This window comes from Pigmentiphaga sp. CHJ604, from assembly GCF_036972535.1.
GTDB lineage: Bacteria > Pseudomonadota > Gammaproteobacteria > Burkholderiales > Burkholderiaceae_B > Pigmentiphaga > Pigmentiphaga daeguensis.
Genome location: NZ_CP136998.1, coordinates 909961 through 932957 on the forward strand (window position 1 = coordinate 909961; position 22997 = coordinate 932957).

11 protein-coding genes are annotated in these 22997 nt (G+C 70.6%); 3 read left to right on the forward strand and 8 right to left on the reverse strand.

Annotated elements, in window-relative coordinates; all coding sequences use genetic code 11:
• Positions 1-62 precede the first annotated feature (62 nt).
• Positions 63-7250 carry a filamentous hemagglutinin N-terminal domain-containing protein gene (locus R4823_RS04510; protein ID WP_338617633.1) on the forward strand — a complete coding sequence of 2396 codons (7188 nt, stop codon included), beginning with the start codon at positions 63-65 and terminating at the stop codon, positions 7248-7250.
• Positions 7251-7262: 12 nt separating this feature from the next.
• Here R4823_RS04510 and R4823_RS04515 read toward each other — a convergent pair whose 3' ends face one another.
• The gene (locus R4823_RS04515) at positions 7263-9158 is read right to left on the reverse strand and encodes an ATP-binding protein (protein WP_338617635.1); all 1896 of its coding nucleotides are present in this window, start codon (positions 9156-9158) and stop codon (positions 7263-7265) included.
• 14 nt (positions 9159-9172) lie between these two features.
• Positions 9173-10198 (reverse strand): ABC transporter substrate binding protein, encoded by a 1026-nt coding sequence (locus tag R4823_RS04520; protein ID WP_338617636.1) that lies wholly within the window; start codon positions 10196-10198, stop codon positions 9173-9175.
• A 312-nt stretch (positions 10199-10510) separates the two neighbouring features.
• Between R4823_RS04520 and R4823_RS04525 the strand changes: the two genes are divergently transcribed.
• The gene (locus R4823_RS04525; RefSeq protein ID WP_087837650.1) at positions 10511-11122 is read left to right on the forward strand and encodes an OmpA family protein; all 612 of its coding nucleotides are present in this window, start codon (positions 10511-10513) and stop codon (positions 11120-11122) included.
• Positions 11123-11160: 38 nt separating this feature from the next.
• A complete protein-coding gene (locus R4823_RS04530) occupies positions 11161-11550 on the forward strand; it encodes a DUF4280 domain-containing protein (protein ID WP_087837651.1) in 390 nt (129 codons plus the stop codon).
• A gap of 25 nt (positions 11551-11575) precedes the next feature.
• Here R4823_RS04530 and R4823_RS04535 read toward each other — a convergent pair whose 3' ends face one another.
• From R4823_RS04535 to tssF, 6 genes are all read right to left on the reverse strand, one after another.
• Positions 11576-13789 (reverse strand): hypothetical protein, encoded by a 2214-nt coding sequence (locus tag R4823_RS04535; RefSeq protein ID WP_338617637.1) that lies wholly within the window; start codon positions 13787-13789, stop codon positions 11576-11578.
• 649 nt (positions 13790-14438) lie between these two features.
• Entirely contained in the window at positions 14439-15062 is a 624-nt protein-coding gene (locus R4823_RS04540) for a peptidoglycan-binding protein (RefSeq protein ID WP_338617638.1), read from the reverse strand.
• Between the two features lie 3 nt (positions 15063-15065).
• Complete coding sequence (tssI, locus tag R4823_RS04545; RefSeq protein WP_338617641.1) at positions 15066-17336, reverse strand: type VI secretion system tip protein TssI/VgrG; 2271 nt, start codon at positions 17334-17336, stop codon at positions 15066-15068.
• A 5-nt stretch (positions 17337-17341) separates the two neighbouring features.
• Complete coding sequence (gene tssH, locus R4823_RS04550) at positions 17342-19993, reverse strand: type VI secretion system ATPase TssH (RefSeq protein WP_338617644.1); 2652 nt, start codon at positions 19991-19993, stop codon at positions 17342-17344.
• Positions 19984-21063 (reverse strand): type VI secretion system baseplate subunit TssG, encoded by a 1080-nt coding sequence (tssG, locus tag R4823_RS04555; protein WP_338617647.1) that lies wholly within the window; start codon positions 21061-21063, stop codon positions 19984-19986. The genes tssH and tssG overlap by 10 nt, the downstream gene beginning before the upstream one ends.
• 4 nt (positions 21064-21067) lie before the next feature.
• Positions 21068-22900, reverse strand: a complete 1833-nt coding sequence (tssF, locus tag R4823_RS04560) for a type VI secretion system baseplate subunit TssF (protein ID WP_338617649.1) — start codon at positions 22898-22900, stop codon at positions 21068-21070.
• Between the last annotated feature and the right edge of the window lie 97 nt (positions 22901-22997).

Sequence of the window (22997 nt, forward strand, 5' to 3'; positions counted from 1 at the left end):
CGGGGCGGCGGAGACCGGCGCCCAAGGCGGCGCGGACCGCGCTCCGGGACCAGGAGAATCACATGAGTGCAGCCATCCGTTCCCCGCGCAAGGTTCGCGGGCCCGTTTCCCCGGTGCCCCAGGAGCGTTGGAGTCCCCGTCCGCTGGCGCTGGCGCTCGCCCTGGTGGGCACCAGCGCGGGCGCCCAGATGCCGACCGGCTTCAATCCCGTGCAGGGCAGCGTGCTCGCGCCCGTCACGAGCGGCAACGTCATGTCCATCCAGCAACAGAGCGATCGCGCCATCATCGAGTGGAGCACGTTCTCGATCGGCGCGGGCAACGCGGTCCGCTTCCTGCAGCCCGGTGCCTCCAGCATCGCATTGAACCGGGTGCTGGGCGGGGACCTGTCGCGCATCTCGGGAGATCTGTCGGCCAATGGCCGGATCTTCCTGATCAATCCGGCGGGCGTGCTGTTCGGGCAGGGCTCCAAGGTGGAGACCGGCGGCCTGGTCGCCTCGACGCTCAACATCTCCAATGCCGACTTCATGGCGGGCCGCTTCCGGTTCGAGCGCGACGACGCCAACACCGCTTCGGTGACGAACCTGGGCACCCTGACCGCGCCGGGATCGACCATCGCGCTGATGGCTGCTACCGTGGTCAACGGCGGCGAAGGCAAGATCGTGGCCGACGGCGGCACCGTGGGACTGGTGTCGGCCCGCCAGGTGACGCTGGACTTCCAGGGCGACGGACTGACCACGTTCCGCTTCGCGCCGGACGCCGGCGCCAGCATGGCCGCGGTCACCAACGAAAGCGGCGCGGTGCTCCAGGCCAACGGCGGCCGGGTGGCGGTGCTGGCGGATTCGGCCCAGGTGGCGCAGCGCGTGGTCAACCAGCAGGGCACGATCCGGGCGCAATCGCTGACCGCGCGCAATGGCGAGATCATCCTGGGGGCATCCGGCCAGGCGGACGTGGCGGTGGGCGGCACGCTGGACGTGTCGGGCACCGCGGGGGCGTCGGGCGGCACCCTCCGCATCGAGGCCGGCGGCATCCGGACCGGATCGGCGCGCCTGGATGCCTCCGGCGACGGCGGCGGCGGGCACATCGAACTGGCGGGCCGGCGGGCGGTCACTATGGACGAGGCCAGCCGCCTGCACGCGGATGCGCTGGCTGCGGGCAACGGCGGCACCGTCGACGTCGGCGCCCCGGGGCTGCATGCGGCGGGCATCATGACGGCGAATGCCGCGGGCGACGGAGCGGGCGGCGTCGTCAAGACGTCGGGCAGCGTGGTCGAGGTCGGGGCGGCCCATGTCTCGGCGGCCGGCGCCGGCAGCGGCGCCAACGGCAAATGGACGATAAGCTCGCAGGGCGACGTGACCGTGGGTACCGCGCCGGCGGCACGGCCCGCCACCGAGGTGTCCGTGGCCGGTGACGACAGCCGGGTATCCGGCGGCGCCGTGGGCGAAGCGCTGGGGAACCGTACCGATGTGACCGTGGCCGCCACCGGCTTCGCGCTCGACGGCGGCCGGGGGCAGAGCGGCAACGTGGTGTTCGAGAGCGACGCGAGCGTGGTCAAGACCCAGGGCGGCACTTCCACCCTGCGCGTGGACGCCATGCGCAACATCGACATGTGGAACGGCGCGCGCATCGAGTCGCAGGCGGGCGCGCTGAACGTCGAGTTCAACGCCGATTCCTCGGGCAAGGCCGCGATGCGCCGGCCGGAGGGCGCTAGCGATTTCGTCGAGGAAAGCGGGGGCAGCATCGACGTGGAAGGCGCCACCATCGCTACCCGGGGTGGCGACCTGCGCCTGTTCGGGCAAGGCGATGCCGCCAACGGCAAGGCCACCGGCGGCACGTCCTTCGTGAATGGCCGGGCGCAGACCCGCCGCGCCGGCATCTTCGTCGGCTGGAGCGACGTGTCGCTGTGCGCCGACGATGCCTGCTCGGCGGGCGGTTCGCTGGCCGCCGCGGGGGCCGGCATCACCACCGTCGACGCGACGTCCGGCCGCGGCGTGGAAGGGGGCGAGGGCGTCACCCTCAGCGGGACCGGCGTGGCGGCGGGCGGCGACATCACGATAACCGGCCACGGCGGCGTGGCGGCGGCGGGCGTACGGATAGACGGGCGCCGCGAAGGGGGCACGCAGCACCGGTTGAACGCGGCGGGCGACATCACCATCGTCGGCACGGCGGCCAATGCCACGCTGGCCGACAATCTTCCCGTGGAGGTCCCGGAAGCCGGCGTGGCGATCCGGAACACCACCGTGGCGGCCGGCGGCGACGTGACGATCGACGGCAAGGGCTCCAACCTGGACGCGCTGACGCAGTCGCCCGACATCTTCGGCGTGCTGGGCTACGACACCATCGAGGCCGTCGATGGCGTGCACATGCTCGACACCCGGGTGCTGGCCGGTCCGCGCCGCGACATCCTGATCACCGGGGCGGCGGGCGGCGACGGCCTGCTCATCCAGAGCGACGGCGCCTCGGGGGCGACCTTCACCACCATCGCCGCGCGCGGCGTGCGCATCGAGAAAAGCGTCGAGGCCCTGGAGGCGCCGGGCGGGACGGCGCCCGACATCGCCACCGACGGTGGCCGCATACGCATCGCCGGCCGCGACAGCGACGTCTGGCTGGCGGGCGAACCGACCAAGGTGGGCGCGACGTTGCAGGTGGACGCCGGCAGCGCGGACGGCCGGGGCGGCAGCATCGAGGTCACCGGACGCAACGTGGGCGTGCTGGGCGCCACCGCGCTGCTGGCCGACGGCGCCGGCGGCGGGGGCGACGTGACGGTGCGGGCCGAGGCCGTGGCGGCCGTGGACGATTTCGCGCGCGTGCAGGCGAACTCGACCGGCGCCGAGGGCGATGGCGGCAAGGTACTGTTGACGGGGCAGGATGGCCTGCGCGTCCACGGCTCGCTCCAGGCGCGGGGCACGGGCGCGGGCCACGGCGGACGGATCGAGACTTCCGGCGGCGGCGTCGACGCGAGCGGCGTCCGGGTCAATGCCGGGACCGGCACCGGCGCGGCGGGAAACTGGATCGTCGATCCCTATGACGTCCGTATCGTCCACGGCACCGGGCCGGGCGCGCCGCTGGCCGATCCTTTCGAGGCGGTGGCCGACACCACGATCCAGGATTCCAGCATCAACACCGCCCTGGATGCCGGCACGAGCGTACGCATAGGGACGGGGGCCGGCAGCGGCACGGGCGGCGACATCACCATAGCCAGCGGCGTGGATATCCGCCGCACGACCGGCGCGGCGCCGCTGGCGTTCGCGCTGGACGCGTACCGCGGCATACGAGGCGATTCGTTCAGCATCGTGTCCGAGGCGGGCGCGCTCGACCTGGCGTTCAACAGCAACGCAAGCGGCACCTTGTCGGGCGATCAGTCCATCGCCTTCCAGAACGCGACGCTGACCACCAACGGCGGATCGGTCAGCCTGTATGGCCAGAGCGACCCGGTGGCGGGCAGCGCCAGCTCCAATCGCGGGCCGGCCATCCGGTTGGTGGACAGCGTCATCGACACGCGTGTCGGCCAGAGCGATGCCGGCGCCGGCGGGAACGTCCTGCTGCGGGGCGCGGGCGACGGGGTGGCCAGCGTGGACATCGAAGGCGGACGCATCGACGCGGCCAGCGGCAGCGTCACGGTGCGCGGCGTCTCTTCCAGTTATGGAGAGGGCGTGCAGATGACGTCGGGCAGCAGCGACGACACCATCATTACGACCACGTCCGGCAACATCGCCATCGTCGGCATCGGCGGCGGCGATTCGTCGACGGGCGCGGAAGGCGTCAGGATGGAAGGGGCGCACGTGCAGTCCGCCAGTGGCGACGTGGACGTGCGCGGGCTGGCGCGGGGGGCGGGCACGACCGCTTCCGGCGTGATCCTGGAGGACTCTTCGCTGGTCGCGCAGGCCGGCCGGGTGCGCGTGGCGGGTCAGTCCGAAGGCAGCGGCGCCGGCATAGACCTGCAAGGCGGCTCGTCCAGCCTGTCGTCGCATGCCATCGATGGCCAGCAAGGCGTCGTCCTGCGGGCCGACAACGACGGCAGCGCCGATGCGATCGCGCTCGCGGCCTCGGTGCGGTCGGGTGCGTCGATCAACCTGCGGCCGGGCGGCGTCGATGCCGCGGGCAATGCCACCGACCACACGGCGACCCGGATTTCCGTGGGCGGGGCGGGCGGCAACGGGTTCTCGCTGTCGGACGCCGACATGGGGAACCTGGATGCGCCCAACGTCATCGTCGGCAGCAATACCCACGCCGCCGACATCTCGGTGGACGGGCCGGTGGCCACGGCCGGCAACCTGACCCTGCAGAACGAAGGAGGCGGGGCGATCGCGCTGGGCGGCAACGTGACGGCCGGCACGCTGGCGCTGCTGGCGGGCGGCAACGTGACCCAATCGCCCACCGCCGCGATCGCCGCGAACGCGCTGGCGGCCCGGTCGGCCACGGGCGACGTCGTGCTGACCAACGCGGGCAATGCCGTGGCCACGGTTTCCGGCGGCGCGGCGGGCGACTTCCGCTACGTCGATGCCGACGGCATCACGGTCGGCAACGTGTCGGCCCTGGGCATGGACGCCGCGACCAACGGCGTGCAGACCCGGGCGCTGGATGGCATTTCGGCCGACCGCGCCATCGTGCAGGCCCGTGCCGGGAACATCACGGCCAATGCCGCGATTACCGCGCCGACCGCCATCACGCTGCAGGCGGATGCCGGCGCCATCCAGCTCAACCGGACCCTGGACAGCGGTTCGGTGGGCCTGCTGGCGGCCGGCGCGATCGGCCAGCAGGCGGGCGCCGCCATCACCGCCGGCACGCTGGTCGCCCGTTCGACCGGCGCGAGCGTGACGCTGACGGACGCGGGCAACCGGGTCGGGATCCTGGCGGGCAGCGCGGCCACCGATTTCCGGTATGCGAACGCCGACGGCTTGACCCTGGGAAATGCCGCCGTCGTGGGCCATGACACCGCGGGCAACGTGCAGGCCGTTGCCGCGTCGGGGATCTCGGCCGATACGACGCAGATCGCGGCTCGCAAGGGCGATCTGGACGTCGCCGCCGCCGTCTCGGCCGTCGACCTGCTCAGCCTGCAGGCCGACACCGGGGCGATCGGAGTGGGTGCCGCGGTCCAGGGGCGCACGGTGGCGCTGCTGGCCGGCGGCGACATCACGCAGGCCGCCGCCGGCGCCATTGCCGGCGACGCGCTGTTGGCCCGGTCCACGGCGGGCGACGTCCAACTGGCGGCGGGGAGCAATGACGTGCGTACGCTGGCGGCATCCGCCGCGGGCGACCTGCGCTATCGCGGCAGCGGCGACCTGGCGGTGGCAACGGTGACGGCGGGGGCGCTGGACGCCAGCGGCACGCCGCAGACCGTCGCGGCTTCGGGCCTGACGGCCACCGATGCGATCGTCCAGGCGACCACGGGCAACCTGTCGGTCCAGGCGGCTTCGAACGCAGCCAACGGGCTGACCTTGCAGTCGGACGCGGGAAGCGTGCAAGTCGGGCAATCGCTGCAGGCGCGAACCGTGGCCCTGCTGGCCCGCGGAGACATCGGCCAGCAGGCCGGCGCCGGCATCACGGCGGACACGCTGGCGGCCCGGTCGACGGCCGGGTCGGTGACGCTGACCGCCCCCGGCAACGACGCCGGCGTGTTCGCGGGCAGTGCGGCCACCGAGCTGCGCTACGCGGACGCGAATGCGCTGACCGTCGGCGAGGCCACTGTCGCCACCCAGGATGCGGGGGGTGGGCTGTCGTCATCGACCGTGGCCGGTGCGCAGGCCGGCACGGTGCGGGTCGCGGCGCGGACGGGCAGCCTGACGGTCGCCTCGGGCGTGACGGCCACCGATGCCGCCAGCCTGCAGGCCGATGCCGGCGCCGTGGCCGTGAACGCCGCGGTGCGGGCCCGGACCGTGGCATTGCTCGCCACGGGAGGGATCACCGAATCGACGTCCGGCGGCATCGCGGCGGATGCGCTGCTGGCGCGTTCGACCGGCGGCGACGTGCGGCTGGAGAACGGCGGCAACGACGTGCGCGCGCTGGCGGGCAGCGCGGCCGGCAGCCTGGCCTATCGCGGCACCGGCGACCTGGCCGTGACGACCGTGACGGCCGCCGGGCTGGATGGGGCGGGCGCGCCGCAGACGGTCTCCGCCTCGGGCGTGACGGCCGGCGATGCGTTCGTGCGGGCCACCTCGGGCAATCTGTCCATCGCCGCCGCCTCGGCCGCGGCCGGGTCGATGGTGCTCCAGGCGGACGCCGGCAACGTGACGCTGGGGCAGTCCGTGCAGGCCGCCACGGTCGCGCTGCTTGCCGGCGGCGACATCGGCCAGAATGCGTCGGGCTCGATCATCGCCGACGAACTGGCGGCCCGCAGCACGGACGGCAGCGTCGTCCTGGACCAGGCATCGAACCGCGTCGGCACGGTGGCGGGCGGGGCGCGCGGCGGGTTCGCCTACACCGACGCGGATGCCCTGCGCATAGGCGAAGTCACGCTGCCGACACTGGGCGCGGGGGAAGGCGTGGTGGCCGGCTCGGAACGAGGCATTTCCGCCGCCACCACGGTCGTGCGGACCCAGTCCGGCGACCTGACGCTGGATGCCGGCGTGACCGGCGGCACCGCCGACCTGGTGGCGGCGGCGCGCTTCCAGAATCCGGACGGCGCGCGCATCGATACTTCCGGGCGCTGGCGCGTGTGGGCCGACACCTGGGAGGGCGAGACGCGCGGCGGCATGGCCGGCTCGGGCACGCTGCCCAACCTGTACGGCCGCGCCTATGGCGCATCCATCGCCGACGCGGACAACCACTTCATCTACCGGCAACAACCGACGGTGACCGTGACGCTGGACAGCGCCTCGCGGCCGGCCGGCATCGGCAATCCCGCCCTGGGCTACACACTGGAGGGCCTGATTCTGGGCGATACCGGAGCGGGCATCAGCGGCACGGCCGGCTCGGCCGCCACCGCGTCGAGCCCGGCCGGCACCTATGCCGTGACCGCGGTCACACCCTTCGTCTCGGCCGAGGGATATCTGATCAACGTCGTGCCGGGCGTGCTGACCGTGAACAGCTACACCCTGCCCAGCGTGGACCTTCAGCGCGAGATACCGACCACCTATCTGTACGACCGGAACCTGGCCCCCGTGGCCATGTGCTTCGCCACCGGGCCGATCGCCGGCGACCGGGTCGAGCAGGCGGGCGACGTGCTGGCCCGGGAATGGTCCCGGGTGCGGACGCGCCCGAACCTGAGCAATTGCGTATCCACCGACCGCCGGAATGCCTGCTCGGACTTCTAAGGGGGACAGGTTCTAGAGACTGGCCGACCGGGCGCCGCGTCCGGCCGGCGTCCAGCGTCCCAGCAGCGCCCGCAGCTTGGCGGGCGCGACCGGTTTGGTCAACAGCGTGACCGAGGCTTCCCGTACCCGCTGCAGGATGTCCGGCGTGGTCGTGCCCGAGATCATGATGGCGGTGGCGCGCGGCCGCAGCTCCCGCGCCTGCAGCAGCAGCGCGAGCCCGTCGTCGCTGTCGCCCAGTTGCAGGTCGCACAGGATCACGTCGTAGCGCCGGCTGGCGTCGCGCAGCTTGCGCAGCGCGTCGCCGGCCGTAAGGGCCTGGTCCACGCGGCAGTTCCATTGCCGCAGCAGGTGGGCCGTTCCTTCCTGGATGGCCTCGTCGTCGTCGATCAGCAGGCAGTCCAGGTCCAGCGAGGTCGTGCCGGCGGTCTCGGACGCGGCGGCCACGGGCGCCACGGGCGGTGCGTCGGTGCTGGGCAGCAGCAGCGAGAATGTGCTGCCCCGGCGCAGCGCGGATCGCACGCCGATGTCGGTCTGCAGCAGGCGGGCGATGCGGGCGCAGATGGACAGGCCCAGGCCGAAGCCGTTGCGCCGGTCGCGCTGCGGATTGGCGACCTGGTAGAACTCTTCGAAGATGCGCAATTGCTGGATGGGCGCGATCCCGATGCCGTTGTCGCGCACCTCGATCCGGGTGGCGGCGCCGTCGCGCCGGGCCGCCACCAGCACCCTGCCGCCTTCGCTGTGGCGCACGGCGTTGCGCACCAGGTTGTCCAGCACGCGCATGACCAGGCCCGCATCGGTCATGACCGCGCGGCCGCGGTCGCGCCACACCAGTTCCACGCCGGCCTCGCGCGCGACCGCGCCATGCATGGCGTCGAGCTGGTCGAACAGGTCGCGCACGCGCACCGGGGCATAGGACGGCGACAGCACGTTGGCGTCGAGCCGCGAGATGTCCAGCAACGCGTCCAGCAGCGCGCTCATGACCTGGGTGCCTTCCTGCAGGCGCTGCATGGCGGGCAACTGCGCGGGGCTGGCGGTGGGCAGCAGGCCGTCGATGAACAGTCCCATCGCATGCACCGGCTGGCGCAGGTCGTGGCTGGCCGTGGCCAGGAAGCGCGTGCGCGAACGCGTGGCCTGTTCAGCCTGCGACAGCCGAGCGAGCGCCTCCTGGGTGGCGGCCTGGATGCGCTCTTCCTGGGACGAGTAGGCGTCCTGCAGGCGTTGCGCCATGTGGTCGACGTCGCTGGCCAGGGCGGCGATCTCGTTGCGGCCGCACGGACCGCAGCGGGCGTCCAGCTTCCCTTCCTGCAAGGACGAGACGGTGGCGGAGATCCGTTTGAGCGGCCGGACGACGGCGCGTGCCATGTGGCGGGCCGACAGCCAGGCCAGCAACAGGGCCGTGCCGCCTATTAGGCCGCCGGCCAGCATCGAGGCGGCGCGCGCGCTCCGGTGCTGGGCATCGTCCAGGAACACGCGCACCGTGCCGATGTCCAGCGCCGGTCCGCCGGGGCGGGGGTAGTCGGTCAGGCCGCGCGTGGCGCGCAGGCGCACCGGTTCGGCGAAAGGGCGGGCGTGCTTGAGCTTGCCCGACTCCGGCCCCGCCGCGATGGCGATGCCCGCGCCGTTGCCGATCTCCACGCGCGACGCGATCCCCTTGGCCACCATGTTCTCGGCCAGGTCGCGCAGCGTTTCCACGTCGCCCGCATACAGGCTCAGGTCGCTGGCCACGGCAAGCTGCCGGGCGATCGCCGCGCCGTTGGCGCGGAAGGCCTGCTCCAGCGCGTCCAGCCGTTCGTGGGTGAACCACAGGGTCAGCGCCACGGCGGCGGTGGCGCACGGCAGCACCCCGAGGCGTATGAGGTCCCGTTGCAGACTGTCCGATCGAAGCGCGGCGGGGAGCATGAGAGCCATGGAGCGGAACAGGCCTAGTCCCGGCGCGCCACGGCCGCGGTCAGGGCCTCGTCCGGCGGCAAGGCCAGGCCCAGCCGCTTGGCCACGTGGGGATTGGTGCGTACCGTCAACCGCCGCGGCGCCTCGACCACCGGCGGACCGGGAGGCGCCTGTCTGAGGCGCACGGCCAGGGCATGGGCCTGCTCGGCCAGCTGCGCGTTGCCGGGGACCAGCGCCGCCACGGCGCCGGCCCGCACCATGGCCTCGCTGGTGGCGAAAACGGGCAGGTTGGCCGTGGCCGCCGATTGCAGCAGCGCCAGGGCCGCGGCGGACGTCGATCCCACCGGGTCGGGCAGCACGAGCAGGGCGTCGCTGGCGGGAACGACGACCTGCAAGGCCCCGGTCAGCGCATTGGCGTCGGGGGCGTCGGCCGCGGCGATGGCCCAGGGCCGGCCGCCGCGCGAGGGATGCTGGGCGGGCCAGGCCAGGGCCGCGCTGGCCAGCTCGCGCATCAGCGGTTCGGCCTGGGGCGCGGTCACCACGCCCACGCGGCGCTTGCCGGGCAGCACGGCGTCTATCAGGCTGAGCTGCTCGGCCGCGGCCGGGTCGCGCAGCAGCACGGCGATGGCGCGTTCGGGGCGGCGCAGCGCCGGCAGGGCGCGCAGTTCCTCGTATTCCAGGCGGCCCAGCAAGGCCAGCAGGACGGGTTCGCTGCCGGCGCGCTGGACCACGGCCCGGGCAGCCCGCGGGCCCACGGCGATCAGCACGCCCGGGTCGCTGCCCTCGGCGCGCGCCGGGGGCGGGGGGGAGGCCGATGACGCCGTATCGGGCAGCATGGAGCCGCGCGCGCTGCGCGTGCGCACGCCGGCCAGGACGGAATCGCCGTCGTCCGGACCGGCCCGCGGCGCGGCCGCCTGTGGCGCGCCGAGCTGGCGCAGCGAGTCCAGCGGCAGGATGTCGACCTTGCCCTGGGTCAGCCGGTGCGAGGCGGCGTTGACGCTGCGCAACTGCGCGGCGAATTCGCCGTACTGCTGCGCCGTATCGTCCAGGATGAGCGTCATGTCGGCCGCCCAGCACGCGGCCAATGGCGCGGCCAGCCATAGGACGGCCAACCGGCGCAGGAGCGGCAACAGAGGCGGCGCGGATGTTCGGAGCACGTTGCGAAGATTCGAAGATTCGTGAAAGCGGTATCCGCAATCTACGTAAGCCCGGCGCGCGCGGCGATAGGGCAGAGGGCCTATGTCGCCGGCAGGCCGGCCGCCGGGGGACGCCACGTCCGTAGGCGATGGAATAGGCCGCTTGGCATATCGATCCGGATCGGGGATTTGCGCACACTATGGCATCCGCCTGCCCATCTTCCTGGAGTGCGCGCCATGAAAACCTCCGTCCGGCCCCGCGCTTTTCCCCCGGGCTTTTTCGCCGCCGCGGCCCTGGCCTGCGCGGCCGCCTTTGCGATCCCGCACCCGGCACATGCCCAGTCCGGCAACTTCGGCACCGAGACCCCCTCGGTCAACCAGATCATCGACCAGCTCAAGGCCGGCGGCGGCGACGATGCCACCGCCGGCGTGCGCACGCGCGCGCTGCGTCCCGGCGCTTCGTCCCAGGCCACCGCGATGCCCGAAACCGCGCCCGCCCCCGCCGCGCCGGCCGCCATTTCCATGCAGATCCAGTTCGCGTTCGGCTCGGACCAGATCGCCGAAAGCTCGCGCCGGTCCATCGACAACCTGGCCGCCGCCCTGGCCTCCGATGAACTGAAGGGCCGCACGTTCACGGTGGCGGGCCATACCGACGGGGTGGGGTCGGCCGACTACAACATGCGCCTGTCGCAGCGCCGTGCCGCTTCGGTCAAGACCTACCTGGTCGGCCATGGCGTCGACGCCGCGCGGCTGCGCACGGTGGGCAAGGGCCAGACCGAACTGCTGAATCCGGCCGATCCGCGTGCCGCCGAGAACCGGCGCGTGGAAATCATCGCCACCGGCTCGTAGCCGCGCGCCGGTTTCCGGCGCGCTGCGGGAGGACCGCCATGGCCATGCACGTCGTCAACGGGGCGCTGCTGCAATGCAGCTTCGGTCTGGCGCCCTCGTCCCTGGTGGTGCTGCCCGTCAATCGGATGATGTCCTCGAACCAGCCGGCGGCCAACATCATGGACCACAAGCCCATGGTCAACATCATGCCCTTCGGCATGTGCGCCAGCCTTGGCAATCCTACGGTCGCCTCGGCGACCTCCGCCGCCCTGGGCGTGCTCACCCCCATGCCCTGCGTGCCCGCGACCAGTTCGCCCTGGACACCCGGTTCGCCCACCGTCATGCTGGCCAACCAGCCGGTCCTGAACAACACGTCGACCTGCATGTGCAACTGGGGCGGGGTGATCACCATCACCATGCCGGGACAGGTGACCGAACTGGTGCCCTGACCAGGGCGGGCCGAACTGGCCGCCGCTATGCCGCCTCGGTGCCCAGTACGACCTTGCCGACCTGATCGATGTCGGGCTTCTCGGGCCGGACCGCTGCGCTGTCGCTTACCCGGATATTGCTGAAGGGGGCATCGCCGGCGGGCGGCGCATCCTCGTCGCCGCCGGCAAGCAGCGACCTGGCCTTGTCTTCGTCCGCGCCCGTGGCCTTGTCCAGGACGTCCTGCACGCCGTCCTTGCGTGCCCGGTCGACGTTGCCGACCTTGTCCTTCATGTCCTTGGCGCTGTTGGCCGGATCCAGGAAGTTGAATTTGTTGTCGCCCAGCTGGCTGACCGCGTCGTCCATCTTCTTGCCGCTTTCCTTGGCCTGTTCCGTGGCTTCGAGGAGATTGTCCTTGGTGTGCTTGACGTCCTGGACCATGCCGGTGGCCTGCTTGATCTTGTCGCGCACCGGATTCCAGACGGTCTGACCCACGGTGTCGCTCAGGCCGAAGGCATCGAGCAGCAGGTTGAACAGCGGAAACAAGGTATTGCGAACCTGCAGGGCCAGCAGCATGGGCAACCGGCCCAGCCAGATCTCCATGGTCCGCGCATCCTTGCTGAGCGCCTGTCCACGCATCTTCTGCAATTCCGCGCTCAGCTCCTCGGCGATGAAATCGATGATGACGTCCAGGTGGGCTGCGTGCCTGGTCAGGAAGTCGCGCAACAGTTCCGCGCCCTTGTTGAGCAATTGCTGCTTGCCCATGCTGACTTTGCCGAGCTGGGTCTCGCCTTCGGCTTTCTTGTTGTCTCCAGGAGGGGGAAAGCCCGCGAGCTTGAACACCAGGTCCACGATCAACTTGCTCAGCGCTTCGCGCGTGGACAGCGCGGTCAGTACGCGAAGATCGCCGTCTCCGGCTGCCAGCAGCAGGTTGGTGTAGACGCGCTCGAGAATGGCGACCGAGGCCTTGGCGATCTCCTGGACCACGGTGTCGACGAAGCCGGGCAAGGGCTGGATGCCGGTGCCCTGGGCGATCGCGCGCGAAATCAGCACCGGCGCGGGAACGATCTTGTCGAGGTTCTTGGGATCCGTACGGGGCTCGTTCCAGCGCGTGCCGCCCGCCAGCGTGGCGAAGGCCGCGGCCAGGGCGGCGGTGCCCGGCCGCGTGCGGGCGCCCGCCGTCTCCAGCCAGTCGGTCAGCGATTCCTGGGCACCCTTGGCCTTTTCCTGCGCCTCCTCGATCTTGTCCTGGGCATCGTCGACGGCCTTCTCGGCCTTGCCCAGGGGATTGTCGGCGTAGGTCTTGGGTGGCTCGGGCGGGGCCGCGCCTTGCGCGTCCGGCGCTCCCTTCTCGAAGAACCAGATGCCGAAGGTAGGTTCGCGGCCGTCCCGTATCGCCGCCACGGAGAAGGCCCGGCAGGCTTCCTCGATGCCGGCTTCGTATTCCGCGCGCGCCGCCTGGAACATGGCCTTGTAGGTGTCCTGGGCCTTGAACAGGTACTTGGGAATGTCGGCAATGAATCCGCCCACCCCGCCAACGGCGCCCAGCGGCCCGGGCAGGGGCAGCGACGGCAGTCCCGCGCCTCCGCCCGCCCCCGGCTTGAAGGCCGAGGCGCACAGCACGGCAAAGTCGGCGCGTACTTGGTGCAGGTCCACGCCGGCCTGGTGCAGGGTGGGGTAATCGATCGACCCGACGTTCAGCTTGTCGCCGGTGGCCTGGATCTTGACCAGCAGCGGCGTGAATTGCTCGGGGCCGACCGCCGCGGACTTCTGGCCGCTGCCCAGCAGCGAACCGACGGTTTCCATGGCGTTGCCGATCGCGCCCTGCATGTTGGTTTCCAGCACGTGCTTGGCGGCATCGACGAAGCTGAACAGCAGCATGGTCTCGCGCAGCAGGGCGTCGCGGCAGCCTACGCCGTGGCCCGGCGGCCCTTTGCCGGCGAAGGTGTCGTTCATGTCGCCGTGCACCTTGCCGAAGTGGATGAATTCGATGGGCATGGGGCGGCTGCCTCGGTTTTCGTCCGAGGATTGGCTTTCGGAGCCCTGGGCGGTCGGTTTCAGGAAGAGTTTTTGCGGTTGGCCGAGTTTGTCGTTGAGTGTTTCGCGGGCGTAGTAGTACGGGGTGCCGCTGGGGACGCCGCCGGCGCCGCCGCCGAGCTTGCCGGCGACGTCGTCGATCAGTCCGCCTAGGGTGGAGTCTTTGCCGGCGACGCTATCGGCTTTGTCCGCTGCTGTGCCGGCCGCGCTTTCGAGTAGTCCCATTGCTTATTTCTCCTCGGTCGTCGTCGGGGCCTGCATGACGGGAGTTCTTGACCCGGCCTTGTTCGAAGCGGCGGAGCCGCCCAGCCCCTGGGGCGCAGCGAAGCCGGTCCCGCTGCGCGGGACTTCCCGTGGTGGATGGGCTCGGCGGGGCGGGCGCAGAACTCGGGCGGGAACAGTCCCCCGGACTGTTCCTAAGGCCGCCCTCAAACAGCTGCGCCCTTGCTTCCCCGCCGAGCCCATCCACCACGGCGGCTCCGAATGCGCCCCAGGGGCTGGGCGGCTCCGCCGCTTCGAACAAGACCTACGGTTTCGATTGGCTACGATCTCCGCTCTCAGGCAGACATTGGGCTTGCGTGACTCGGGGTGCAGGTTTTGTCTGGTGGGGTGGGGGCAGGCAGGGGTAGGCTGGCGCATTCGGAGCCGCCGGTGTGGAGTGGGTTGGCGGGGAAGCAAGGGCCCAGCTGTTTGAGGGCGGCAGTAGGCACAGTCCGGGGGACTGTGCCCGCCCGAGTTCTGGGCCCGCCCCGCCAACCCACTCCACACCGGGAAGTCCCGCGTAGCGGGACCGGCTTCGCTGCGCTCGGCCCCCCCTGCCTGCCCCCTCCGCGCCAGACAAGACCGGATCAAGAACTCGATCCCATGCAATGTCCTACACATGGAGCTCTTCCAACTTGGCGCGCGTCGCATCATCCGGCTCGCCGGTCGCCTCCAATCCATACTGGCTCTGGAAGCGCTTGAGCGCATCACGCGTGGCGTCGCCGATGCGCCCGCTCTCGCCGCCGCAATCGAACCCCAGGTTCTCCAGCCTGCGCTGCACACCGGCGTTGTCGCTGACCGGCCGCAGCGCGCCGATGGCGATGTCGTAGACCTCGGCGCCCTCGGACAGCGTCAACGTGGCGCTGCGCGTCTCGCCCGGGATGGGATGCTCCAGCTTGCCGTCGCCGTCGGTCACGCCGTGGATCACCTTGTCGCCGAAGACCAGGGTATAGGCTTCCTTGGCGCGCGGCTCGTCCAGCACCGTCAGCCGCAGCTTGAGCTTGGTGGGCTCGCCCTTGCGCGTGAACGTGTGGCGGGCGTCCACCGGCTTGCTGACCGACTTCGTCCCCTTGTCGGGAATGAAGATCTCGTCGCCCGGGACGAGCTGGTTGGGATCCTTGCGCTTGGCGCGCAGGCCGGCGTTGTTGCCGTGTTCCCAGATCGTCTTCCACAGGAATCCGTGGTCCTTGGCGATGCTGGCGATACTGTCGTTCTCTCCCACCGTGTAGTTGGGCATGGCTTACTCCCAGGCCGAATCGTCCAGGCCGGGGAAGCTGATCTCGCAGTTCCCCGGGTCGAGGCGCGCCACCCGGGCCACGCCTTCCTGGTCGGTGGAGCGGGTGGCGGTCTTGCCGTTGGGCAGCTTGAACTTCACGCGTTCGCCCGTCACGGGCTGGCCTTCCTCGTCCAGCAGTTGGACCTCGATGTAGTGCGTCTTGTCCTGGTTCTCTTCCGACGTCGGGTCGTGCGTCGGCTCGTCGCCGTCCCCGCCGCCCTTGAAGACCTGGCCAGGGTCGGCGCGCGTGGCCAGCGCGGCCTGCATCACCTGCATGGGGGACACCAGCGAAGCCGCGCTGCCCGAGGCCGGGCCGCCGCCGCTGTTGATCATCACCATGGGCGCCTGGATGTAGATGCCACCGGCCGAGATGTCGATGAAGCTGCCGCCGACCTTGAGCGACAGCTTGGCGCCGGCCTCCAGCACCACGTTCATGCCGGCCTTCAGGTAGTAGCTTTGCGAAACCGATTCGCTATGGCTCTTGAAGGACTCGCCCACGCCGCCGTCCACCTTCACCGACTGCGAGCCGGCGATGGCGACGGCCTGCATGCCGGTGATCTTCAGGTGATCGTCGCCGCCTATCTCGGCTACGCGGTCCTGCTTGATCTTTTCGTGGCGGTGGCGCTTGATCTCGTCCAGCCGGTCGCGTTCGACCACCAGGTGGTCGTCGTTGCCGATGGCGGTGCGGCGGTCGTTCCCCACGCGCAGGTCCATGTCTTTCTGGGCGTTCACGAACAGTTGTTCCTCGCCCTTCTTGTCCTCGAAGCGGATCTCGTTGAAGCCCTCGCCGCCCTTGCTGGACATGGTCTTGATGGTGGACTTGGTCTGTTCCGCGGGCAGCGCGTAGGGCGGCATGTTGTCGGCGTTGTAGACGCTGCCCACCACGATGGGCCGGTCCGGGTCGCCGTCCAGGAAATCGACGATGACCTCCTGGCCGATGCGCGGGATGAACATCGCGCCCCACTGCCTGCCGGCCCAGACCTGGGCCACGCGCAGCCAGCACGAGCTCTTCTCGTTGCGGTGGCTGCGGCGGTCCCAGAAGAAGTGGACCTTGATGCGGCCGTACTCGTCGGTGTAGATCTCTTCGCTCTTGGGGCCGGCGACCACGGCCGTCTGCGGTCCGTTCACGCGGGCGCGGGGCGTGCGCAGCGGCGCGCGGTACGTCACCCGGTGCGGAATCACCGACAGCCGGTTGCCGTAGGTGCTGGCTTCCTCGCCGCCCAGGTCGCCCAGGTTGTTGGTGCCGCTGTGCTCCACCGACACGACCAGGTATTCCTCGTTCATGGCGTCGATGGGGTGGTCTTCCAGCTCGAACACATAGCCCGGCGTCAGCGTGCGGACGTTGCTGGCGCCTTCCAGGGTCTCGTACTCGACTTCCTCGGCCTCGATCTCCACCCGGGTCAACTGGTCGCCGTCGGCCAGTTCGGCATAGCCGCCGGGATGGCGGTAGCGTTCGAACTCGGCGTTGTTGCCCACGCGTATCAGGGAATTGATCGAGACCCGCATGTCGGTGCCGGGCTTGGTGAAGTCGTAGTCGTTGGACACGTAGCGGCCGGTGCGCGAGGCGAAGCGGCGCGACAGCCACGAGATGCCGTCGCGCTCTTCCAGCAGGATCTGCTGGTGGAAGGGCAGCGTGGCCGTTTCCAGCCTGGGGTTGTTGTCCCGGTTGTCGGTCAGCACCATGATCTCGGCGTCTTCCTCGTGGCGGAAGAAGTAATGGATGCCCGCCCTCTCCAGCAGCCGCGAGATGAAGTTGAAGGTGGTTTCCCGGTACTGGGTGCAATAGACCAGGTCCGGATAGTCCTCGGTCAGGTGCAGTTCGTAGTCCGAGAAGCTGAATTCCTTGAACAGGGCCTCGACGATCCGGGGGATGCTCTGGTTCTGGAAGATGCGCGAGTCCTCGTGCAACTGCAGGAACCAGAACCACGGCACCACGTCGCAGACGTAGCGGGTGCTGTGGTTGTCGTCGTCGTTCTGGCGCGGCTCGCCTGCGCGCTCGAAGCTCGACACCCAGCCGGTCCAGTGGCGTTCGCCGTCCTCGGTGTAGACGCGCAGGGTCACGCGCTGGCCCAGCAGGGCGGACGGCTTGATGTCCTCCTGTTCCGAGGCCAGCGTCAGGTGGAAGCGGAAGGGTTCGGACAGCCTTTCGTGCCCCTCGAAGGATTCGACCAGCAACGCGTCCTCGCCCAGCGGCGTGGCCAGGTCGAACAGCCGTTCGGTGGTGGAGATGGCCATGGCCGTCAGCCGATGGTGTAGGCGAAGCCGCCGTCGGTCCCGATGCCGGCGCCGATGCGGGAGATCGGCTCGGCCGCGCCCATGCGGGCCAGCACGAGATCGGCCACCTCGGGCAACAGGGTGCCGGTCAGGATGTTGTCGATGTTGCGGGCGCCGGAGTCGACCTCGGTGCAGCGCTGCGCGATCGCGTCCACCAGCGCCTCGTCGTACTCGAACGCCGCCGCGTGATTGGCGCGTATGCGGCGGGCGATCTTGTCCAGCTTCAGCCGCACGATGCGCTTCATGTTCTCGTCGCGCAGCGGATAGTAGGGAACGAGCGCGCAGCGGCCCAGGAACGCGGGCTTGAAGGTTTCCTGCAGGTCGGGCCGCAGCAGCTCCAGCAGCTCGTCCACGGGCGGCCGGATGCGGCCGTTGTCGCTGGCCTGCATGATGAGGTCGGTGCCGGCGTTCGAGGTCAGGATGATCAGCGTGTTGCGGAAGTCGATCTCGCGCCCTTCGCCGTCTTCCATGTTGCCCTTGTCGAACACCTGGAAGAACAGCTCCAGCACGTCGGGGTGGGCTTTCTCGATCTCGTCCAGCAGCACGACGCTGTAGGGCCGCCGGCGGACCGCCTCGGTCAGGACGCCGCCCTCGCCGTAGCCCACGTAGCCCGGCGGCGAGCCTTTCAGGCTGGAGACGGTGTGCGCCTCCTGGTATTCGGACATGTTGATGGTGATCATGTTGCGCTCGCCGCCGTACAGGATGTCGGCCAGCGCGATGGCGGTCTCGGTCTTGCCCACGCCGCTGGTGCCCACCAGCAGGAACACGCCCTTGGGCTTGTTCGGGTCCTCCAGGTTCGCGCGCGAAGTGCGCACGCGCTGCGCGATGGCGCGCAGGGCATGGTCCTGGCCGATCACGCGTTCGGCCAGCAGCGAGTCCAGCCGGCGCACCGCGTCGATCTCGTCGGCCACCATGCGGCCCACCGGGATCCCTGTCCAGCCGGCGATCACTTCGGCCACCGCGTTGCCGTCCACCAGCGCGTGGACCATGGGCGCATCGCCTTGCGCGGTGCGCAGTTCGGCGCGCAGCCGGTCCAGTTCCTGCGCGGCGCCGGCGCGCTCGGGGGCGTCGGCCGGCAGGCCGGCCAGCGCATCCAGCCGGGTGCCGATCTCGGCCACCAGCTTGCGCTCGGCCGCCCATTTTTCCTTCAGGCGCTCCAGGGCGGACTGGACCTGTGCCGTGTCGGCCGCGATCTCCGCCAGGCGGCAGGCATGGTCCAGGCCCGTGGCGGCCTCCGACTCCAGTTGCGTGCGCTCGGTGGCCAGCGCCTCCAGCCTGCGCTGGGCGTCTTCCACCGCGGCCGGCGTGGCATGCTGGCCGACCGCGATCTTGGCGCAGGCCGTGTCCAGCACGCTGACGGCCTTGTCCGGCAACTGCCGCCCCGCCACGTAGCGCGACGACAGCTTCACGGCATCGGCCACGGCCTCGTCCAGGATGCGCACGCCGTGGTGCTTCGCCATGGCCGCCGCCACGCCGCGCAGCATGCCGACGGCCTTGGCGTCGGCGGGCTCCTCCACCTTGATCACCTGGAAGCGGCGGGTCAGCGCGGCGTCCTTCTCGAAGTATTTCTTGTATTCGCTCCACGTGGTGGCGGCGATGGTGCGCATCTCGCCCCGGGCCAGGGCCGGCTTGAGCAGGTTGGCCGCGTCGTTCTGGCCGGCCGCGCCGCCCGCGCCGATCAGCGTATGCGCCTCGTCGATGAACATGACGATGGGCTTGGGGCTGCGCTTGACCTCGTCGATCACGCCCTTGAGCCGGTTCTCGAATTCGCCCTTGACGCTGGCCCCCGCCTGCAGCAGGCCCAGGTCCAGCGACAGCAGCGTCACCCCGCGCAGCACGGGCGGCACGTCGTCGGCCACGATGCGGGCCGCCAGGCCCTCGACCACGGCGGTCTTGCCCACCCCCGGCTCGCCGGTCAGGATGGGGTTGTTCTGGCGCCGCCGCGACAGCACGTCCACCATCAGCCGTATTTCCTCGTCGCGGCCCAGCACCGGGTCCAGGTGGCCCTCGCGCGCCCGTTGCGTCAGGTCTATGCAGAAGCGGTCCAGGTTGGGCGTCGCGCTGGGCTTGCCGCCTGCGCCATCGGCCGCCGGCGCCTGGTCGGCCGGTGCGCCGGTGTCGCCCAGCGCCAGGGCGTCGCGCGCTTCCACCGACGCCGCGGCGATGGCGTGGAAGTTCTGCTGCAGCGATTCCAGGTTGATGCCCTGCAGCGACTTGATGGCGGGCGCCAGCAGGCGCCTGAGGTCGGCATCCGCCAGCAGCGCGATCAGCAGATGGCCGCTGCGTATCCTGGCCTCGCCGTATTCCACCGACGCGAACACCCAGGCGCGTTCCAGCAGCAGCGGCAGATGGGGCGACAGCGCCGGCGTGCGCGAGTTGCCGGTCTTGAAGGTATCCAGCGCGCGGTCCAGTTCCTTGCGCGCCTGGTCGGGGGGGACGTCGAACTGGCGCAGGATGCGCGTGACGTCCGTGTTCTCGGTCTCGAGCAGCTTGGACAGCAGGTGCTCGATCTCGACGTCGTAGTGGGTACGCGACAGGCACAGGCCGGCCGCTCCCTCCATGGCGCCCTTGCATACGCCGTTCAGGCGTCCCACCAAAGCCCGCAGGTTCACCGCCATGACTGGCCTCCCGTTGCGCTGAATTGAAATTCGCAGTCGTCCGCCGGCCGCGCGCTGCGCCGCCCGCCCAGCCAGGTGTTCCAGCCCAGGCGGGCGGCATCCGTGGCGGCGCCGCCCAGCCGCAGCGGCCTGACTTCGTCGGCGCGGACCGCCAGCCGGATGCGCAGGTCCAGCGCCAGCCCGGTCATGAACCGCGCCAGCTCCACCGTGCCGTCCAGCCAGCCCGCGCGCTTGTCCGGCGGTGGCAGCAACTGCTCGAAATGGCGGCGCCGCAGCGGTCCCACCCGCAGCCGCAGCGTGCTCTGCCGGTCCCAGAAGCGGCTGCCCAGCACGCATTGCCGCCCCAGCGTCGCGGCCTGCCGGCCCAGGCGCGTGCGGTCGCCGGCCGGCACCTCCTGCCAGGTGCCGACGCAGCTTTCCACCGCGACCGGCGCGCGCAGGTAGTCGCTCATGACCTGGGCCAGCGACCCGGCGCCGTGCGGCCGCTGCGACAGCAGGCCGGCGTAGTAGCCCAGCGCCGAGCCGGGCAGCGGGCGCCGCCGCGCCTGGGACCCTGCCGCGCGGCGCGGAAACAGGCTGCCGTAAAGATGGGGCGTGCCCATGCCGATCAGGTCGTAGACGTGCCGGTGCACGCCCGACTCGGCATCCGATTCCAGCGCGACCTCGGGGCGATGGCGGGCCCAGGCGCGCCAGAACAGTTCGATCAGCCGGTGGTTGAACAGGTCCAGGAAATCCTGCGCGGCCGGATCCCGCGCCTGGCGCAGGGCCATCAGCCACTCGGTGTAGTGGCGGGGCAGGACGCCCGATGGGCCGGCCAGGCCCATGAAGTTCACCCGCATCAGCTGCGGTCCGTCGGCGCCGGCCCACGCCGGCCGGTCGATGGAGGCGATCTCGTTCGGCGGGAAAAACAGGCCCAGCGTGGCGCCGAAGCGCAGGGCGTCCGGAGGGATCGCGCGCGTCCCCGCCGGTATGCCGGCGCCGCGCAGCAGCAGCCGCACGGCCTGGAAGAAGCCATATCGCTCCGGATGCGCTTGCAGAAGGGCCAGGTGGCTGTGGACGGGAGCGGCCATGGCGCTACACCAGGTGCTGGTCGCCCGAGCGCGGGGCGAAGGTGGCCATGGCGGCTTCGCGCTGCAAGGTGCGCACGGTCAGCCGGGTCCAGGAATTCGCCGTGCAGTACAGCCCGAAGAAACGGTCGAGCACGCAGGCCAGCAGGTAGACGCCCGAGCCCACGTACTGGCTTTCGTCGAAGGTCAGGGTGATGTCCGTGCCGCGCACGAAGGCCTGTCGCGGCGCCGCGCCCACGCGTGCGACCGAGGGCGCGCCGGCCACGTCCACGATGCCGGCGATCTGCTTGCGCAGGCTGGCCGAGTCGGTGAAGTTGTACAGGCTCAGTATCTCCAGCAGCGCTTCGCGTCCGCCCTCGACGATGGACAGATGGTTCAGCGCCAGGTGGGAGATCAGCCGCCACTGGTTGGCCAGGCGCATGGGCGCGCGCCAGGTGGCGGTGGGCTTCTTCAGCAGCCGCGCGCCGGAAACGGCGCCGGCGTCCTCGAGTTGCAGATTGCTGTCCTCGCCGCCGAAGGGCAGGAGCGCCGGCAGGTCGCGGTTGGTGCAGGTCAGCATGATGGACAGCGTGTCCACCGACGGCACGCTGGGATCCATGTCCTTGTCGACCAGCGCGATGCGCATGTCCGTGCCCTCGTCCGACGGCTGCGACGAAGGGACCCGGCGGGCGATCCAGTAGGTGCCGGGCTCCTGCTCCAGGCCGTGCGCCACCGAGAAGAAGGGCAGGAACTCCCGCACGTGCTCCTGCGACACGCCGCGGGTGTGCCGGCGCACGCCGTCCACCGAATAGACCTCGAGTCCCAGCGGACGCCGCACGTCGGGGATCACGGGATATTCGTGCAGCTCGTGCGTCAGCCGCACCGGTTCGGCCGGTTGCGAGAAAAGATTGACGATGGGCGTGCAATGCAGCCTGAAGGTATCGCGGCCCACCGTCTGCTCCAGCCGGCCCAGGCGCTCCTGGCGGCCGAAGGGCGCGAGCAGGAAGCGTATCTCGATGCCGCGGGCGAAGCGGCGCAGGTCCAGGCCGGCCAGGTCCACGAACAGGAATTTCTCCGGCAGGACGAAGTATTCCTGGATCAGCCGGTAGCCCAGGAACGAGCGGGGATCGTAGTCCAGCAGCCCTTCGCCCTCGCCGAAGCCCACCGGACGCAGGCAGGAGGCGGGCAGCTCCAGCGGCTCGGCCGCGGGCTGTCCCTCGGCCGCCGCGATCTGCACCCGGCTGGTACTGTTGAGCAGCAGTTCGTGCAGCGCATGCACCAGCGGGCTTTCGCCATCCAGGTAGAAGCGCAGCGTGTCGACGCCCAGCTGGGCGAAGCTGGCCTGGCCGCGGGTCTCCACGCGCACGCTGATGGTGGCGGCCGTCTCCGCGCCGCGCAGCGCGAAGGCCGAGCGTTCGATGGATTCACAGCGGGCGGCCGTGACCTCCAGCGGCCAGACCTCCACCGGCCAGGCATTGCGGTAGCGCACGGGCTCGCCCTGCACGGGGCGCGTCAACAGCGTGGTGCCGCGCTCGACGCGCTGCGCGCCGCTCAGCTCCGCGCCCGGCGCCAGCAGCAACTGGGCGATGGACATCGAAGGCACGGGCCGCAGGAAGTGCGGATACAGCACCGACAGGAAAGCCTCGGTGATCTGCGGGAAATCGTCGTCCAGCTTCTTGTGGATACGCGAGGCGATGAAGGCGAAGGACTCGATCAGGCGTTCGACGTGAGGGTCTTCGTAGACATCGCCGTCCAGCAGCAGCCGCGCCGCGATCTTGGGATAGCGCGCGGCGAACTCCTTCGAGAGCTTGCGCAGATGCGTGAGCTCGTCTTCGTAGTAGGGAAGGAGTTCCTCGAGCATGGGCGGACGATCCGGCGCGTTGGAGCATGCAGTCTAGGAGGGGACGGCGGCCCCGGCCATTCGTCGAATGGCCTATTACTCGTGGCATCCGGCGGGT

Coding starts and splice junctions, on each gene's coding strand:
- R4823_RS04510 (WP_338617633.1), top strand. CDS start 63: ATGAGTGCAGCCATCCGTTCCCCGCGCAAGGTTCGCGGGCCCGTTTCC.
- R4823_RS04515 (WP_338617635.1), bottom strand. CDS start 9,158: ATGGCTCTCATGCTCCCCGCCGCGCTTCGATCGGACAGTCTGCAACGG.
- R4823_RS04520 (WP_338617636.1), bottom strand. CDS start 10,198: ATGACGCTCATCCTGGACGATACGGCGCAGCAGTACGGCGAATTCGCC.
- R4823_RS04525 (WP_087837650.1), top strand. CDS start 10,511: ATGAAAACCTCCGTCCGGCCCCGCGCTTTTCCCCCGGGCTTTTTCGCC.
- R4823_RS04530 (WP_087837651.1), top strand. CDS start 11,161: ATGGCCATGCACGTCGTCAACGGGGCGCTGCTGCAATGCAGCTTCGGT.
- R4823_RS04535 (WP_338617637.1), bottom strand. CDS start 13,789: ATGGGACTACTCGAAAGCGCGGCCGGCACAGCAGCGGACAAAGCCGAT.
- R4823_RS04540 (WP_338617638.1), bottom strand. CDS start 15,062: ATGCCCAACTACACGGTGGGAGAGAACGACAGTATCGCCAGCATCGCC.
- tssI (WP_338617641.1), bottom strand. CDS start 17,336: ATGGCCATCTCCACCACCGAACGGCTGTTCGACCTGGCCACGCCGCTG.
- tssH (WP_338617644.1), bottom strand. CDS start 19,993: ATGGCGGTGAACCTGCGGGCTTTGGTGGGACGCCTGAACGGCGTATGC.
- tssG (WP_338617647.1), bottom strand. CDS start 21,063: ATGGCCGCTCCCGTCCACAGCCACCTGGCCCTTCTGCAAGCGCATCCG.
- tssF (WP_338617649.1), bottom strand. CDS start 22,900: ATGCTCGAGGAACTCCTTCCCTACTACGAAGACGAGCTCACGCATCTG.